This is a genomic window from Nonomuraea sp. B1E8 (genome assembly GCF_039871515.1).
Lineage (GTDB): Bacteria > Actinomycetota > Actinomycetes > Streptosporangiales > Streptosporangiaceae > Nonomuraea.
Map to the genome: position 1 here is coordinate 170,590 of NZ_JBDPLS010000014.1, position 14,596 is coordinate 185,185.

At 70.4% G+C, this 14,596-nt stretch carries 18 protein-coding genes; 7 read left to right on the top strand and 11 right to left on the bottom strand.

Annotated elements, in window-relative coordinates; translation table 11 throughout:
• Position 1: 1 nt before the first annotated feature.
• Complete coding sequence (locus ABGA98_RS36760) at positions 2-484, bottom strand: MSMEG_6728 family protein (protein ID WP_347623046.1); 483 nt, start codon at positions 482-484, stop codon at positions 2-4.
• 73 nt (positions 485-557) lie between these two features.
• On the opposite strand from ABGA98_RS36760, the gene ABGA98_RS36765 reads away from it, so the two are divergent.
• Positions 558-2,834: a xanthine dehydrogenase family protein molybdopterin-binding subunit gene (locus ABGA98_RS36765; protein WP_347623047.1), complete on the top strand. Its 2,277-nt coding sequence runs from the start codon at positions 558-560 to the stop codon at positions 2,832-2,834.
• Between the two features lie 10 nt (positions 2,835-2,844).
• Here the strand turns inward: ABGA98_RS36765 and ABGA98_RS36770 are convergent, their stop codons facing one another.
• Positions 2,845-3,015, bottom strand: coding sequence for a hypothetical protein (locus ABGA98_RS36770; RefSeq protein WP_347623048.1), 171 nt, complete (start codon positions 3,013-3,015; stop codon positions 2,845-2,847).
• Positions 3,016-3,212: 197 nt separating this feature from the next.
• On the opposite strand from ABGA98_RS36770, the gene ABGA98_RS36775 reads away from it, so the two are divergent.
• Together ABGA98_RS36775 and ABGA98_RS36780 are read left to right on the top strand one after the other, a co-directional pair.
• Positions 3,213-3,680 (top strand): ATP-binding protein, encoded by a 468-nt coding sequence (locus tag ABGA98_RS36775; protein WP_347623049.1) that lies wholly within the window; start codon positions 3,213-3,215, stop codon positions 3,678-3,680.
• Between the two features lie 68 nt (positions 3,681-3,748).
• Positions 3,749-4,555 (top strand): alpha/beta hydrolase, encoded by an 807-nt coding sequence (locus ABGA98_RS36780; RefSeq protein WP_347623050.1) that lies wholly within the window; start codon positions 3,749-3,751, stop codon positions 4,553-4,555.
• 82 nt (positions 4,556-4,637) lie between these two features.
• Here the strand turns inward: ABGA98_RS36780 and thpD are convergent, their stop codons facing one another.
• Genes thpD through ectA form a run of 4 tightly spaced genes read right to left on the bottom strand, consistent with a single transcriptional unit; the run spans position 4,638 to position 7,752 of the window.
• Positions 4,638-5,546, bottom strand: coding sequence for an ectoine hydroxylase (thpD, locus tag ABGA98_RS36785; RefSeq protein WP_347623051.1), 909 nt, complete (start codon positions 5,544-5,546; stop codon positions 4,638-4,640).
• Entirely contained in the window at positions 5,543-5,935 is a 393-nt protein-coding gene (locus ABGA98_RS36790; protein ID WP_347623052.1) for an ectoine synthase, read from the bottom strand. Before ABGA98_RS36790 ends, thpD begins: the two co-directional genes overlap by 4 nt.
• A gap of 29 nt (positions 5,936-5,964) precedes the next feature.
• Positions 5,965-7,212, bottom strand: coding sequence for a diaminobutyrate--2-oxoglutarate transaminase (gene ectB, locus ABGA98_RS36795; protein ID WP_347623053.1), 1,248 nt, complete (start codon positions 7,210-7,212; stop codon positions 5,965-5,967).
• 15 nt (positions 7,213-7,227) lie between these two features.
• Entirely contained in the window at positions 7,228-7,752 is a 525-nt protein-coding gene (gene ectA, locus ABGA98_RS36800) for a diaminobutyrate acetyltransferase (protein ID WP_347623054.1), read from the bottom strand.
• Positions 7,753-8,273: 521 nt separating this feature from the next.
• Here ectA and ABGA98_RS36805 point away from each other — a divergent pair.
• Positions 8,274-9,203: a helix-turn-helix domain-containing protein gene (locus ABGA98_RS36805; protein ID WP_347623055.1), complete on the top strand. Its 930-nt coding sequence runs from the start codon at positions 8,274-8,276 to the stop codon at positions 9,201-9,203.
• Between the two features lie 307 nt (positions 9,204-9,510).
• Here ABGA98_RS36805 and ABGA98_RS36810 read toward each other — a convergent pair whose 3' ends face one another.
• Positions 9,511-9,735: a hypothetical protein gene (locus tag ABGA98_RS36810; protein ID WP_347623056.1), complete on the bottom strand. Its 225-nt coding sequence runs from the start codon at positions 9,733-9,735 to the stop codon at positions 9,511-9,513.
• On the opposite strand from ABGA98_RS36810, the gene ABGA98_RS36815 reads away from it, so the two are divergent.
• On the top strand, positions 9,724-10,032 hold the full coding sequence (locus ABGA98_RS36815) for a hypothetical protein (protein ID WP_347623057.1): 309 nt from the start codon (positions 9,724-9,726) through the stop codon (positions 10,030-10,032). The genes ABGA98_RS36810 and ABGA98_RS36815 overlap by 12 nt on opposite strands.
• A 3-nt stretch (positions 10,033-10,035) precedes the next feature.
• Here the strand turns inward: ABGA98_RS36815 and ABGA98_RS36820 are convergent, their stop codons facing one another.
• The 3 genes from ABGA98_RS36820 to ABGA98_RS36830 are packed head-to-tail and all read right to left on the bottom strand — an operon-like array spanning position 10,036 to position 12,336.
• On the bottom strand, positions 10,036-10,785 hold the full coding sequence (locus ABGA98_RS36820) for a hypothetical protein (RefSeq protein WP_347623058.1): 750 nt from the start codon (positions 10,783-10,785) through the stop codon (positions 10,036-10,038).
• Positions 10,764-11,696, bottom strand: coding sequence for a PQQ-binding-like beta-propeller repeat protein (locus ABGA98_RS36825; protein WP_347623059.1), 933 nt, complete (start codon positions 11,694-11,696; stop codon positions 10,764-10,766). Before ABGA98_RS36825 ends, ABGA98_RS36820 begins: the two co-directional genes overlap by 22 nt.
• Positions 11,697-11,727: 31 nt before the next feature.
• The gene (locus tag ABGA98_RS36830; protein WP_347623060.1) at positions 11,728-12,336 is read right to left on the bottom strand and encodes a TetR family transcriptional regulator; all 609 of its coding nucleotides are present in this window, start codon (positions 12,334-12,336) and stop codon (positions 11,728-11,730) included.
• A gap of 91 nt (positions 12,337-12,427) precedes the next feature.
• On the opposite strand from ABGA98_RS36830, the gene ABGA98_RS36835 reads away from it, so the two are divergent.
• Entirely contained in the window at positions 12,428-13,222 is a 795-nt protein-coding gene (locus ABGA98_RS36835; RefSeq protein ID WP_347623061.1) for an SDR family oxidoreductase, read from the top strand.
• Positions 13,223-13,331: 109 nt separating this feature from the next.
• On the opposite strand, the gene ABGA98_RS36840 is transcribed toward ABGA98_RS36835, so the two are convergent.
• Entirely contained in the window at positions 13,332-13,478 is a 147-nt protein-coding gene (locus ABGA98_RS36840; RefSeq protein WP_347623062.1) for a hypothetical protein, read from the bottom strand.
• Between the two features lie 83 nt (positions 13,479-13,561).
• Between ABGA98_RS36840 and ABGA98_RS36845 the strand changes: the two genes are divergently transcribed.
• The gene (locus ABGA98_RS36845) at positions 13,562-14,557 is read left to right on the top strand and encodes a MerR family transcriptional regulator (RefSeq protein ID WP_347623063.1); all 996 of its coding nucleotides are present in this window, start codon (positions 13,562-13,564) and stop codon (positions 14,555-14,557) included.
• Positions 14,558-14,596 lie beyond the last annotated feature (39 nt).

Consider the following 14,596-nt stretch of genomic DNA (forward strand, 5'->3'; position numbering starts at 1 on the left):
TTCACCGGCGGTCAGGCGGCAGGCGGTCCGAGCGCGGCCAGACATAGTCGAGGTCGTCGGGCTCCTCGTCGCCGAAGACGGGCCGGTAGAAGCCCGGGTCCTTGCGCAGGAGGGCGGAGCGGTGGCTGAGGTGCAGCGAGGGGTCGCCCAGCCAGGGCGGCAGCTCGCCGGCCGCGCCGAGCTCGTCCTGCCCGCGTACGGTCGTCGTGCCGCGCGACCGGGCCAGGTCGTCCAGGATCGTGGCCGCGCAGGTGTCGGAGCGGCCGAGGGCGCACCAGCGCGCGCACACCTCCAGGCCGTACCTGACGAGCGCCTCCTCGTAGCCGGCCCACATCTTCACGACCGGGTGGTGGCGCCAGCCGTAGCCGGGGACGGTGAGGGCGCGCAGGACCTGGAGCGCCTCCACGCGCTGCTTGCCGAGCCGGAGCGGGTCGAGGACCGCCGCCGTAGCGGCGAAGTCCGAATAAGGCAGGAACGTTTGCATCTATACCCCCGCTGACGTGCGCCTTCTCGCGGATGGTATAGACCGTCCGGCGGGCGGCGCGCACAATCGGGGCATGGGAGACGCGTATGTCGGCGCCAGCACGCCGCGACGGGAAGACGCCAGGCTGCTCGCCGGAAGAGGAAGGTACGTCGGCTCGGTTCGCCTGCCCGGCATGGCCCACGCCCACGTGATCCGCAGCCCCATCGCCCACGGCAGGCTGCTCGGCTGCGACGCCAAGGCGGCCTGGGCCGCCGACGACGTGCTCGACATCATCACCCCCGCCGACGCCCCCGATCTTCGTCTTCCCTGCGTGAGCCTGTCGCCCGGCCAGCGCCTGCTGTCCTACCGGGCCCTGGACGACACGATCCGGTACGCGGGACAACCCCTCGCCGTCGTCGTCGCCCGCACTCCGGAAGCCGCCAGGGACGCCGCCGACCTCCTCGACCTGGAACTGGACGAGCTGCCCGCGACGGTCGGGATCGAACGGGCCCTGGAGGACCCCGCACCCCTGCTCTACCCCGACTGGGGCACCAACCTCCTCACCGACTTCACGCTCGGCGACGACGACTGCGCCGCCGCCGTCGAGCAGGCCGAGCACGTCGTCGAGATGACCTTCAGGATGGGCCGCGTCTCGCCGTACCCGCTCGAACCGCGCGGCGTGGTCGCGGCGTACGCCGACGACGAGCTGACCGTGCACACCTCCTCCCAGGCCCCGCACCACGTGCGCGAGCACCTGGCGGACGCGTTAGGGCTCATGCACGACCAGGTGCGTGTCGTCAGCGGCGACACGGGCGGAGGGTTCGGCGGCAAGGAGCACGTCTACCCCGACGAGGCGATCGTCTGCCTGGCCGCGATGCGCCTGGGCCGCCCCGTGAGCTGGTCGGAGACGCCGGGCGACCGGGTGCTCGCCACGCTGCCCGCGCGGGCGGCCGTGCACCGGGGGCGGCTGGCGCTCGACGGCGATGGGCGGTTCGTGGCACTCCACGTCGACGTGCTCGGCGACATCGGCGCGCACCCGTCGAACGTCGGCGCCTCGACGTTCGCGGTGACGGCCACGACGTTGCCGGGCCCGTACCGGTTCGACCGGGTCGCGGTACGCGTGCGCGGCGTCGTCACCAACACCACGCCGACCGGCTCCTACCGCGGCTTCGGCCAGCCGGAGGGCACCCTGACCAGGGAACGCCTGATCGACGAGGCCGCCCGCAGGCTGGGCATCGACCGGGTCGAGCTGCGGCTGCGCAACATGGTGGGGCCGGACGAGCTGCCGTACACGTCGCGGGTGTACCAGCCGTACGACTCCGGCGACTACCCGCTCGCCCTGACGACCCTGCGTGACCTGGTCACACCGGTCGAGAAGGACGACGGGCGGCGGCGCGGCATCGGCTTCTCCTGCCACGTCGAGACCACAGGCATGGGCCCCTCGATGGATCTCAAGGCCAGCGGCATCCAGGCGGGCGGCTACGAGACGGCGGTCCTGCGCATGGAGCAGGACGCGTCCGTCGTCGTGTCGTCGGGGGTGGTCTCGATCGGCCAGGGCATCGAGACGGCGCTGGCCCAGGTCGCGGCCGATCGGATGGGCGTGCCCATCGACCGGGTGCGGGTGGTGCTGGGCGACACGGCGGCGACACCGTACTCGTCGGTCGGGTCGGTCGGGAGCCGGTCGCTGGCGATCGGCGGCGGGGCACTCACCCAGGCCGCCGCCCGCCTGCGCGACAAACTCGTCGCCATCGCCGCGCACCGGCTGGAGGCGGCGCCCGACGACCTGGAGCTCGCCGGCGAGGCGGTGCGCGTGAAGGGCGACCCGCAGTCGTCGGTGACGCTGCGCGAGCTGGCCACGGCGGCCTGGCGCGGCTGGGACCTGCCGGACGGCGTCACACCCGGGCTCGAGGAGCGGGTCAGCTACGACCCGAAGGCGTACACCTTCGCGTACGGCGCGCACGCCGCGGCGGTGGCCGTCGACCCCGAGACCGGGAAGGTCGAGCTGGAAGGCTACTGGGTGGTCAACGACTCCGGCGTGCTGGTCAACCCCACCCTGGTGGAGGGGCAGATCAGGGGCGGCGTGGCGCAGGGCATCGGCATGGCGCTGACCGAGGAGATCGTCTACTCCGAGGACGGCCAGCCCGTCACCGACTATCTGCTGCCGACCACGCGCGAGGTGCCGGACATCGAGGTCGTGATGACGCGGACACCGTCGCCGCTGACACCCGGCGGCATGAAGGGCGTGGGCGAGTCGGGCACGATCGGCCCGCCCGCCGCCATCGCCAACGCCGTCGCGGCCGCCCTGCCGGAGATCGCAGACAAGATCACGGACGTTCCCCTGACGCCCGCCGCTCTGTGGTCGTTGTGGTAGGCGCTGCCCCTTAGGTGAGGTCTTTCAACTCCTTGCCCGCTTCGAGAAGTGCCTGCTCCAGGGCCTTCCGGCCGGCGGGCTTGGGCTCCTCCGGCCGCGCCGCGCGCCTGCCGGGCCGCTTGGCGGCGTCGAGGCGCGGTTCGGTGTCGGTCTTCGGTGCGTTCTCGTCTGGACTGCTCATGGCACAGTCCGTACCCCGTGCCGCACGCACCGTTTCGGCGCGGGCGGAAAAAGAATCCTGATTTATCGCCGAAGATTCGACCCGAACGGCCTTCTCGTGCGTACACGTTTCGACGGCGCCGAACGTCCACCCATAGGCAGGCCCTCGTGTCGAGTGAAACGTGCATTCGTTGCCCCGCCTCACCGGAAAGAGATCTCATGACCTCGCTGCGATCAGCTCGCCGGAGCCGTATGCAGTACGCGTGGCCGCTGGTCGAAGACGTGCGCACGGTCGGCCAGGCGCGGTCGATCATTCGAGGTGAATTAATCTCCCTGGCGCTTTCCGACGATCTTATCGACGACGCCGTTCTCATGGTGAGCGAATTGATCACCAATGCGTTCATGTACGGCGACGGCCCCTACGAACTCGCGCTGCACGTGGACACCAGAGAGATCATGATCGTGGTCGTGGACGGCAGCCCGCTGTTGCCCTCCCCGTCGCCGGACGACGTGTCGGCCGAGCACGGCCGCGGGCTGCGGATCGTGGCCAGGCTCTCCGACGGCTTCTACGGCTGCCACCCCCAGCGCTACGTCACCCATCCCGACCTCGTCGGCAAGGCCACCTGGTTCGCGCTGCCGCGCCAGGGCACGCCCGGCAACGTCGTGCCCATCAGATCGGGAACCTGACCGATGAGTTCCGCCGCCGGCGGCGGTCCTACCTCCGTCACCATGACACCCGAGGAAGGACCTTCGCCATGACGACCACGCACATTCTCGAAATCCCCGGCGTGCGGCTGCGTTACGAGGTGCGCGGCACCGGCCCGCTGCTGCTCCTGCTGGGTGCGCCGATGGCCGCCGCGTACTTCGCCCCGCTGGCCGACGCGCTGGCGGGCGACCACACCGTGCTCACCCACGACCCGCGCGGCATCGCGGGCAGCGTGCTCGACGACCCCGCCCAGGATTCCACCCCCGAGTTGCGCGCCGACGACGCCGCCGCCCTCATGGACGCGCTCGGCGCCGAGTCGGCCGACGTGCTCGGCAGCAGCGGCGGCGCGGTGACGGGGCTGGCCCTGGCCGCGCGGCACCCGAAGAGGGTGCGCACCCTTGTCGCGCACGAGCCTCCCTGCCTGGAACTGCTGCCCGACGCCGCCGAGCGGCGGGCCGCGACCGAGGACATCATCGAGACCTTCCACCGCGAAGGCGTCGGGCCGGCGTTCGCGAAGTTCATGGCCAACGCCGGCTTCGACGGCGACGAGGTTCCCGACGGGGCTCCGGAGGAGCCGAGCGAGCAGGACCTGGCCGACAGCGCCCGCTTCTTCGCCCACGAGCTGCGCGGCACCACCCGTTACGTGCCCGACGTCGACGCGCTCAAGGCGGGCCCGGCCCGGGTCGTGGTGGGCGTCGGCGCCGACTCGGGCCGGCTGCTCACCTACCGCACGTCCGTGGCGCTGGCCGGCCTGCTGGGTACGGAGCCCGTCGTCTTCCCCGGCGAGCACGGCGGCTTCACGGACCAGCCGGAGGAGTTCGCGCGGACGCTGCGGGAGGTGCTGGCCGCCTCCTGATGGGCCGCTCGACGCGCGGACGCCCAGGCCGGCGCGGGGGCCGGGCCTGGGCGTCCCGCTCGTACGAGTCGCGCCGTCGTTCTCAGCCGACGGGCGTGAAGTCGCGCGCGGCGATGAAGTCGGGCCGGCGCGAGGACGCGGCGTACGGCTCCACGCAGGTGTTCTCGACGCTGTTGAACACGACGAAGATGTTCGAGCGCGGGAACGGCGTGATGTTGCTGTTGGAGCCGTGCATGCAGTTGCAGTCGAACATGGTCGCCGAACCGGCGGCTCCGGTGAACACCTCGATGCCGTGCTTGTCGGCGAGGACGGACAGGCTGCTCGGGTCGGGGGTGCCGATCTCCTGCTGCTGCAGCGACGCCTTGTAGTGATCGTCGGGAGTCTGCCCCACGCAGGACACGAAGCTCTTGTGCGACCCCGGCATGATCATCAGCGCGCCGTTGTGCAGGAAGTTCTCCGTCAACGCGATGGAGATGCTCACCGCGCGCATCCTGGGCATGCCGTCCTCGGCGTGCCAGGTCTCGAAGTCGGAGTGCCAGTAGAAGTCCTTGCCGGTGAATCCGGGCTTGAAGTTCACCCGGCTCTGGTGCACGTAGACGTCGGAGCCGAGGATCTGCCGCGCCCGGCCCACCACGCGCGGGTTGGCCACCAGCTCGGCGAAGACCTGGCTGATCTTGTGGACCTCGAAGATCGACCGGATCTCGTTCGACCCGGGCTCGGTGATCGTGCGCTCGTCCGACAGGATCTTCTGGTCCTCCGACAGCCGGCGCAGCTCGCCGCGGTAGAGCTCGACCTCGTCGGGTTCGAGGAGCCGGTCGACGGACAGGAAGCCGTTCTCCCCGTAGGAGTTCAGCGTCTCGGCGTCGATGGGCCCGTCGTCCGGTCCGCCGTACACCACCGGGTCCTGCCGGTACAGCAGGGCGGGCTCCTTGGCGCTCCTGGTGGGGTACGGGTCGCGCTGGGTCGGGTTGAGTGCTTCGGCCAAGGTCATGCTTCCTCCTTGATCAATGGGTAGACGCCGTTCTCGTCGTGCACTTCCCTGCCGGTGCAGGGCGGGTTGAAGACGCAGACAGTGCGTACGTCCGTGTGCGCGCGGAGGGTGTGACGCTCGTGACCGTCGAGGAGGTACATGGTGCCCGGTTCGACCCGGTGCTTCTCGCCCGTCTCCTCGTTGGTGAGCTCGCCCTCGCCCTCGACGCAGAAGACGGCTTCGATGTGGTTCGCGTACCACATCGAGGTTTCGGTGCCGGCGTACAGAACGGTCTCGTGCAGCGAGAAGCCGACCTTCTCCCGGGCCAGCACCAGCCGCTTGCTGCGCCAGGTCGGCGCCTCCACATCGCGTTCGGTCCCGGTGATGTCCTTCAGCGAGCGAACGATCATATTGTCTCCTTTCAGCCGGTTTTGGATTCTCAGACCAGGACGGCTTCGACCGAGTCGGCGATGATGTCCAGACCTTCCGCGAGTTCGTCGGGGGTCGAGGTGAGCGGCGGCAGGAGCTTCACCACCTCGCTCTCCGGGCCGGAGGTCTCCAGCAGGAGTTTCCGCTCGAAGGCCGCCGCGCAGACGGCGGAGGCGTGCGCGGGCTCGGTGAAGGCGATCCCCTGCGCCAGCCCGCGGCCCCGGGTGCCGCTCACGCCCTCGGGGTACGCCGCGGCGAGCCGGTCCAGCGACTCCTGCACCTGCTCGCCCTTGGCGATGGTCTCCTTCTCCATCCCCTCGTCGGCCCAGAAGTGCCGCATCGCGGCGGTCGCGGTGACGAAGGCCGGGTTCGGGCCGCGGAACGTTCCGTTGTGCTCGCCCGGGTCCCACACGTCCAGCTCGGGCTTGAGCAGCGTGACGGCGAACGGCAGCCCGTAGCCGCTCAGGGACTTCGACAGGCAGACGATGTCGGGCGTGATCCCGGCCTGCTCGAAACTGAAGAACGGCCCGGTGCGCCCGCATCCCATCTGGATGTCGTCCACGATGAGCAGGATCTCGTGCTGCTTGCAGAGCTCGGCGAGGCCGCGCAGCCACTCCGGACTGGCCGCGTTCAGGCCGCCCTCTCCTTGCACGGTCTCGACGATGACCGCGGCCGGGGTGTCCAGCCCGCTGCCGCTGTCTTCGAGCAGCCGCTCGAAGAGCAGGAAGTCGGGCGTCCGGCCGTCGAGATAGTTGTCGAACGGCATCGTGAGGGTCTGCAGGGGGATTCCCGCGCTCTTGCGCTTCATCGAGTTGCCCGTCACGGCGAGCGCCCCGAGCGACATGCCGTGGAAGGCGTTGGTGAAGCTCACGATGGTGTTGCGGCCGGTGTATTTCCTGGCCAGCTTCAGCGCCGCCTCGACGGCGTTGGCGCCACCGGGCCCGGGGAACTGGACGCGGTAGTCGAGACCGCGGGGTTTCAGGATCACATCCCGGAACGTCTCCAGGAACTCCCGTTTGGCCACGGTGTACATGTCGAGGCTGTGGACGATGTTGTCGCCGCTCAGGTACTGGAGCAGATCCTCTTTGAGCTGCGGGTTGTTGTGGCCGTAGTTGAGCGTGCCGGCACCCGCGAAGAAGTCGAGGAACGGACGCCCATCCTCGTCGTAGAGGTGGCTCCCCGTGGCCTTGCGGAACGTGGCCGGCCAGCCCCGGCAGTAGCTGCGGACCTCTGACTCGGTGCTTTCGAAAACATCCATTATTTCAGCTGTCTCCTAATGGGGGGCTTGCTGATCGAGGGGCCCGATTCGATAGAGCACCTCTGCTTGGTGATCCAGGGGGAACAACTCTTCGCCGAGGAGCGGCCGTCGCTCCAGATCCGCCCCTCGGTCGCGGGCGAAGGCGGTGAACAGCCGGTCCGAGGCGAGGTTGTCCGGCGTGACGGTGGCCTCGATGAACCGGCACCCGCTGCCGGCCAGGTAGCCGAGCATGCGGCTGGCCAAGGAGCGGCCTCGCCACCTCTCGTCCACCGCGACCTGCCACACGAAGAGCGTCTCCGGCTCCTGGGGGCGGGTGAACCCGGTGATGAAGCCCCGCACGCCGTCCTCGCCGCGCGCCACGACCGAGGTGTCCGCGAAGTCCCGGCACCAGAGGACGTAGCTGTAAGGGGAATTGAGATCAAGGATCTTTGTTTCACGGGTGATGCGCCACAACTCCCGGCCGTCCTCGAGGCGGGGTGGTCCCAGTTCCTCCGTGGAGGGCGGAGAATCCGCTTGCGGTCGTGGGTGTGCTGACGACATGGACTCCGAATTTACGCGAAGCGGTAACACGGACTACCGGGCCGCCACGGCCTGACAGTTTGAGCTCCAGGTTCCGGGGTACGCCAGTTGACTTTCCCGTTTTGGCTGGTCGGCGGGGTGGTGGCGGCCCGGCCGTCGGCTCCGCCGTCATCGCAACCGACCAGCGAGCACACCCCTCCGCGGGGCTCCGTGACGAACGCCGCCGGCGCGCGCCGGAGCGCCCAGGGCATCGCTTGTACCGCTTGTTCGGTGCATTTTGGGGTGAAAACTATTGAGAGATTAGTCACACCCTAAGTTTCATCGTCATAACGGATCGCGTGCGTCCGGTTTGAAATCCCGCCATCGATGATCGTCTCCGTTCTGTGCTGCCCACGCCGCGGGGACGCACACCTCGCCGGTAAGCGCACTTACCGGCGACGCCCGTCGAGCGAGGACGGTTCGAGGACGGTTCGAGGACCGGCGCGGCTAGTGTCTGCTGGCGCTGCACTTGGCCGCGAAGGTGTCATCAACGGGGAGGCTCGATGAGATCGCGCGGAGGCGCCGCCGTGCCCGGCCCAGCGGAGGTCCTGGTGGCCGTCGGCGACGGGGTTCGTCTGATGGACGTGGCCGGTCCCATGGACGTGTTCGAGGGGGTGACACGGCTGACGGCCGGCGGCTACCGCGTACGCCTCGCCTCTCCTGGCGGGGCGGACGTCCGCACGTCCTGCGGCGTACGGCTGGGCGCGGACGCCGATCCGGCGGACATCCGGCACGAGTTCGACACGCTGCTGCTCATCGGCGATCCCGGCCCGGCCCGCCACGTACGGCGCCTGGCCGGGCTGGCCCGCCGGGTCGCCACCATCGGCGTCGGGACGCCGGCACTCGACGGCATCCCGCTCCAGGGCGGGCAGCCCGCGGAACCGGGTGGTTCCCGGCAGGTCGTCAAGGTGGTGCCGCACCCGACCCGCGACGGCAGGGTGCGGAGCGCGCGGGGAATCGTCTCGGCCGTCGACCTCGCGCTCACGTTCGTCGAGGACGACCACGGCGGGGACGTCGCCCACCGGGTGGCCCGGTGGCTCGTACGCCGCCCCGACGGCCACCCCGACAGCGTCGCCCGCCTGCCGCGCCTGGCGCGTGACCCCGCGCTGCGGAGCCTGCTCGGCGACATCGTGATGCGCCCGGAAGGCGAGTTCACCGTGCCCGCCATGGCGGACCGCCTGTCGATGAGCGTGCGGCACTTCAGCCGCCGCTTCTCCCGCGAGGTCGGCATGAGCCCGGGACGGTTCGTGGAACGCGCGCGGGTCGAGGCGGCACGGGCGGCCATCGAGGAGGGGAACGATCCGCTGGAGGTGATCGCGCGCCGCCACGGCTTCCTCACGGGCGAGACCATGCGGCGCTCGTTCCTCCGCCTGCTCGGATCGCCGCCGAGCGCCTACCGCGCGCGCGACGACGCCGTCGTCCCATGGCGATGAATCCGGCGCGCCCACACTGAAAGCTGCCAGGTCTCCTCTCGGGTTCCGGGCGATATGGTGTGCGAAATTCCGGGAGGCACGGTGCATCGACGACCACATCGGCAACTCGCGTGTGGGATGCTCGCGCTCCTCGTGACGGCCTGCAGCGGGGGCGGCACTTCCGCGGAGACGGTGCCCAGCGCCCCTGTACGCACGATCGTCCCCGGCACCCCGCCACCGTCGCCCACGCCCCCGCCCGCGACCGACCCCGACTGGTCGATCACGATGGAGGACGAGGGGGAGGCCCGATGGCGGGACGCCCGGCTCTTCACCGCGGGCGGCGGTTCATGGTGGTCTCCGGCAACCAGCTGCGCGCGATCACGGACAAGGGCAAGCAGGCCTGGAAGCGCACCTTCCGCAGTGACGTGGAGGTCTCGGTCGCCGACGGCGTGATGATCGTCACCCACCGGAAAGGCGGCGCATCCACGTGGCCGCCGCCCAATGTGGTCACGGGCCTCGATCCCGCGAACGGCAGGACGTTGTGGAAGGCCACCTCCTCGCCGTACGAGTCGGTGGTCGGCGAGATGGTGTACACCCCAAGGCCCGCTGGAGCGACGGCGAGTCGTTCAAAGTCTGGGGCAGGATCAGCACCGTTCTTCTCGGAGACCGGCTCCTGGTCCGCCCCGGCGACTGCTCCCGCGACAACTGCTACGTCCGCGTCTACGACCTCGCCGAGGGCCCTCTCGACACCGCGCCCGCCGGTGAGTACGCCGGCGCCGGCGAGGGCTGGGTCGCCACCAGGGAGACCTCCGGCACGACCACGACGTTCAGCCTCAGCCGTACCGGCTGACTCTCAGCCCAAACCGTTGACCACCCCGGCGACGATACGCCGGAGATGGTCTTCCTGCCGCGACTGCACCTTGACGACGAAGCGGCCCTTGCGCACGAGGACCACCTCGTCGCTCCTCTTCTGCACCTCGTCGGCGCCGTAGAGGCCCGCCTCACCGTTGACCAGGCTGTCGGCCTCGGCGGCGGTCGCGGCCACCCACAGCACCTCGGCGATGGCCTGTCCGTCCTTTCCGTCCGCGGAGTAGTCCACGTGGCACCGGCTCCTGGCCAGCTCCTGGGAGCCGATCCTGACCGGCCCCTCCACCATGGGCGTGCGCGCTGTCGTCCTGCCCGGCACGCCCTTCAGCAGGTCGCACGCCTGCGGCCACTCGTCCTTGGCCACGCCGCCCAGCTCCAGTGGACCGTCCGTGGGGGTGGAGGCGTACGCGACGAGGTCGTTCACCTTCGACGTGGCCACCAGCAGGTGACCGCCGGTGGTCCCGAGCCACCGCAGGACGCCGGCGTTCGCGTCGAGGCTGAGGGGCAGGGGCATCGTGGTGACCTGTTCCGTCGCCGCGTCGAGGACGTTCAGGCGGGCGGGCAGCAGGGTGCCCCCGAGTTTGGCGCTGACGCCGTACAGCCGCCCGCCGGCCGTGACGGACATGGTGTCGTAGGGTGTGGTCAGGGTACGTACCTGCCCGCCGGCCACGTCGATCACCGACAGGGCCACGTTGCGCGACTCGTCGAGATGCATCAGTCCCAGGTCGTCTCCCACGCTCCGCAGCGAGCAGGGGTAAGGCACCGGCCGATCCCGTTCAGGTTGGCGAGCTCGCGGTCGTCGCGGCCGACCAGGGTGCGCGTGTGCTCGTCGAGTTCGATCAGCGTGGCGCCGGCGCGTACGGAGATCCCCACCAGGGAGTCGCCGGACGTGCCGGTGCGCGACCAGAGCGGCTTTCCGTCCGAGGGGTTGAAGGCGTACAGGTAGTGGTCGTCGCGGCAGGACTCCCTGAACACCAGGACGCTGCCGTCGGTGTCGGTGGCCGCCGACCGGGTGCCGACGTGACAGCCGCCCGGCGTGTGGTGCGGCCGGCGCCAGCGTTCCTCGCCCGTGGCGGCGTCGAGGGCGAGGAACTCGTCCGGCTTCTCCTCTTCGTCACGTCCGGAGGGCTCGGCTCTGACCAGGAGCGGTACGACTCCCTCGCCCACGGCCAGGCGCCGGCCGGGCCCGTCGGTGAACGGCGTGCCCTCACCGCCGCGCTCCCACCGCAGCCGGCCCGTGCCCGCCGCCAGCCCGGTCAGGTGGCTGCCTTCTTCGGATCGGGAGGCGACGACCAGGTCATCCTTGGTGACGGCGAACCCGGTCAGCTCGCGGCCCGGCTCGCGGTAGTGCCACCTCTTCTGGCCGGTGCCCGCGTCGTAGACGTCGAAGCCGTCGGCGCCGGTGACGAAGAGCTGGTCGCCCTCCAGCCTGATCTGGCGATTCTCCCCTTGCCCAAGCCCTTTGACGCGCCAGGCCTCCCGCATGACGCCGGGAGCCGGGCCCGCGTCGGTGAGCTGCCGGGGGCCCGCCGTGGCGAACGTCTGCTCGCGTTTGACGTCGGGGACGTCTTCGGGGTCCTCGCCGAGAAGCGAACAGCCGGTGGTCAGCAGCAGGCCCACCGCTGCGTAGATCCGCCACGATGACATACGTCGAGAGGGTAGCGGCGGGGGAGCACCCTCAGTGCCTGTCACCTTCCGGGGAGGCGGCGAGCCGGCGAGCGATTTCGATCACCGTGTCGCGGCGGCGGGCCAGGGCGGCCTGATCGCTCTCCTCGTCCAGGATGGTGCGGCACATCCTGGGCACGGCGAAGTTCCAGGCGATCAGTCCCATGATAGTGAACAGCAGGTCCTGGGCGGCGCGGACGCGCTCCTCCTCGGGAAGGTGGGCGACCACGCCTCCTTCCACGAGGTGATGCACCTTCTGGCGGAAACCGTCACGGCGCTCCTTCTCGCTCTCGTCGGGTTCGCCGGACGCCTCGAGCGCCTCCCACAGCAGCAGCCTGATCAGCTCCGGGTGTTCCTGATACCAGTCGAACATCTGCCCGACCGACTCGGCCACCGCGTCGGGGGTGATGAAGACGGAGACGCCGACCTCTCGCAGCTTCGCCCGCACTACGGCGGCGAACAGCTTCTCCTTGCTTCCGTAGTAGAGGTAGATGGCCTGCTTGTTGGCCCTGGCGTTCGTCGCGATCCGGTCGACCCTGGCTCCCGCCAGACCGTGCAGCGCGAACTCGGCGGCGGCGGCGGCGAAGATCCGCCGTCTGGTGTCCTCCGCGTCGTAGGCCATGGAGAAATTAAACCACCCAGTTGACTTCGTGCCGCCCGGGCGGCAGGATTGATAAAACAACTGGATGGTTTATTTGCTGAAAGGCTTCGCAATGAATGCTGCGTCTCCCATCCCCGTTCGTTCGCCGCTGCCCGGCTCCCTCTCCGGCGCCACCGCCGTGCTCATCGGCGCGAGCTCGGGCATCGGGCTGGCCGCGGGCGTCCTGCTGCGTTCCGTCGGCGCCAGGGTCGTGCTGGTCGGCCGCGATCCCGACCGGCTCGAGGCCGCGGTCTCCCGAGTACGGAGCGCGAGCCGGGCCGACGCCCCCGACGACGCCGTGGTGGGCGTTCCCGGCGACGGCGCAGACGAGCAGACCCTCGCCGAGGCCTTCGACCGGGCGGGCCAGGCCGACCACGTGCTCGTCACCGCCGGCGGCATCAGCGGCGCCGGCCCTGTGACCGGGCTGACGGCCGACGCCATCCGAACAACCTTCGACTCCCGCCTCGGGGCCGCCTTCGCCGCCGCCCGCGCGGCGGCGACCTGGCTTCCCGCGGGAGGCTCGCTCACGTTCAGCTCGGGGATCCTCGTGGTCCGCCCCCTTCCCGGAATGACCGCCCCCCTGGCGGTCACCGGCGCCGTGGAGACCCTCACCCGCGCGCTCGCGGTGGAGCTCGCCCCCGCACGGGTGCGCGTGAACACCGTCCGTTTCGGCCGGATCGACACCCCGCTGCTGCGCTCGCTGCCAGGGCTGGACTCCGACGAGGCGGTCGCCGCCGCCGGGGCGACCGCTCCGCTCGGCCGCTTCGGCACCGCGGAGGAAGCCGCCGCCACAGCCCTCTTCCTCATGGCCAACAACTACGTCACCGGCCAGATCATCACCGTCGACGGAGGCGAAGTCCTCAGCTGACCCGCCGGGCCCATGCCGTGACGGCGGCCCGCGCCCAGGCCTGTTCGCGCTCCTCGAACCCCTCCGCGGGGAAGGTGCCGTCCACGGCGACGTCCTCGACGGTGACGGCTTAGCCCGCGGGCGGCGCTCCGGCCTCGGGGAACGGCGGCGCCCCGGGGAAGTCCTCGACGACGGGTTTGCGCCCGCCGTACCGGTGCGAGTTGAGCTGCCGGGCCCGCTGGGTCCTGCGATGCATCGCCTCGACCCCGTCACGCACGGTTGCGCATGCCAGGCCGGCACGGCAACCCGGTTTTCCGGCGGTCTTGCAACTCAAGCTGCTTGAGATCCCATAGTGGCGGCATGGACGACAACGAGCTGTACGCCATCGGGGACGTGGCCCGCAGGACCGGGCTGAACGTCAGCGCCATCCGCTACTACTCAGACGCCGGGATCATCGCACCCACACAGACCACCGAGGCGGGCCACCGGCTGTACGACATCCGTGCCATCGCGCGGCTCGAACTCGTTCGCACCCTCCGCGATCTGGGCACCGGCCTGGACGACGCCCGCCGGCTGCTGGACGGCGAGACGTCGCTGCACGATCTCGTCGTGACGCATCTGGAGCTCGTCGAGCGTCAGGAGCGGGATCTGCGGGCCAGGCGGGCGGTGTTGCGGACGCTGGTCAAGCAGGGTGGCACGGCCGCGCAGGCCGCTCTGATGCACAAGCTCGTCTCGATGCCCGACGAGGAGCGTGAGCGGCTCGTCGACGACTTCTGGAACGAGGTCGGCGAGGGCCTCGACGTGCCGTCCGGCTTCGTCGACCGCCTGCGTACGATGCGGCCGCGGCTGCCGGAGGACCCCAGCGCCGCCCAGCTCGAAGCCTGGATCGAGCTGGCCGACCTGGTCCAGGGCGAGGAGTTCCGCCGCGCGGTCCGCTCCTACCTCCAGGACACGTACGGCACCTTCCCGGGGAGCAGCGTGGCCGCCGCGCCGGTGTGGGACTTCATCCACAAGGACGGTGCGAAGATCGGGGAGGAGCTCGTGGCGGCGTACCGATCGGGGATGGCTCCGGACTCGCCACGGGCGCGGGAGCTGGTCGTCCGCATGGCGAGCGCCGCCGCCGAGGCCATGGACGCGCAGTCCACGACCGAGCAACGTGAGCGGCTGGCCAGGGCCTTCCTCCTCGTCGAGCAGTTGCGGCGCGAGGACGCCCAGGAGGAGGAGCGGTACGACGCCACCCACGGCAGATACCTGTCCCTGGTGGAGCTGATCAACGACACCCCGCCCAGGACGGGCGAGGACGATCCGGCGATCTTCACATGGATCGCCTCGGCCCTTCGAGCATCGGCCCGGTGACCCACGGAGTGCGCGCGGCCCGTTGCAACCCTGGGAAGC

Bases quoted from the DNA above. Each gene is read 5' to 3' on its own strand.
- ABGA98_RS36770 (WP_347623048.1), bottom strand. From the start codon at position 3,015: ATGAGCAGTCCAGACGAGAACGCACCGAAGACCGACACCGAACCGCGC.
- ABGA98_RS36845 (WP_347623063.1), top strand. From the start codon at position 13,562: ATGGACGACAACGAGCTGTACGCCATCGGGGACGTGGCCCGCAGGACC.
- ABGA98_RS36775 (WP_347623049.1), top strand. From the start codon at position 3,213: ATGACCTCGCTGCGATCAGCTCGCCGGAGCCGTATGCAGTACGCGTGG.
- thpD (WP_347623051.1), bottom strand. From the start codon at position 5,546: ATGACCTTGGCCGAAGCACTCAACCCGACCCAGCGCGACCCGTACCCC.
- ABGA98_RS36765 (WP_347623047.1), top strand. From the start codon at position 558: ATGGGAGACGCGTATGTCGGCGCCAGCACGCCGCGACGGGAAGACGCC.
- ABGA98_RS36790 (WP_347623052.1), bottom strand. From the start codon at position 5,935: ATGATCGTTCGCTCGCTGAAGGACATCACCGGGACCGAACGCGATGTG.
- ABGA98_RS36780 (WP_347623050.1), top strand. From the start codon at position 3,749: ATGACGACCACGCACATTCTCGAAATCCCCGGCGTGCGGCTGCGTTAC.
- ectB (WP_347623053.1), bottom strand. From the start codon at position 7,212: ATGGATGTTTTCGAAAGCACCGAGTCAGAGGTCCGCAGCTACTGCCGG.
- ABGA98_RS36835 (WP_347623061.1), top strand. From the start codon at position 12,428: ATGAATGCTGCGTCTCCCATCCCCGTTCGTTCGCCGCTGCCCGGCTCC.
- ABGA98_RS36830 (WP_347623060.1), bottom strand. From the start codon at position 12,336: ATGGCCTACGACGCGGAGGACACCAGACGGCGGATCTTCGCCGCCGCC.
- ABGA98_RS36760 (WP_347623046.1), bottom strand. From the start codon at position 484: ATGCAAACGTTCCTGCCTTATTCGGACTTCGCCGCTACGGCGGCGGTC.
- ABGA98_RS36805 (WP_347623055.1), top strand. From the start codon at position 8,274: ATGAGATCGCGCGGAGGCGCCGCCGTGCCCGGCCCAGCGGAGGTCCTG.
- ectA (WP_347623054.1), bottom strand. From the start codon at position 7,752: ATGTCGTCAGCACACCCACGACCGCAAGCGGATTCTCCGCCCTCCACG.
- ABGA98_RS36825 (WP_347623059.1), bottom strand. From the start codon at position 11,696: ATGTCATCGTGGCGGATCTACGCAGCGGTGGGCCTGCTGCTGACCACC.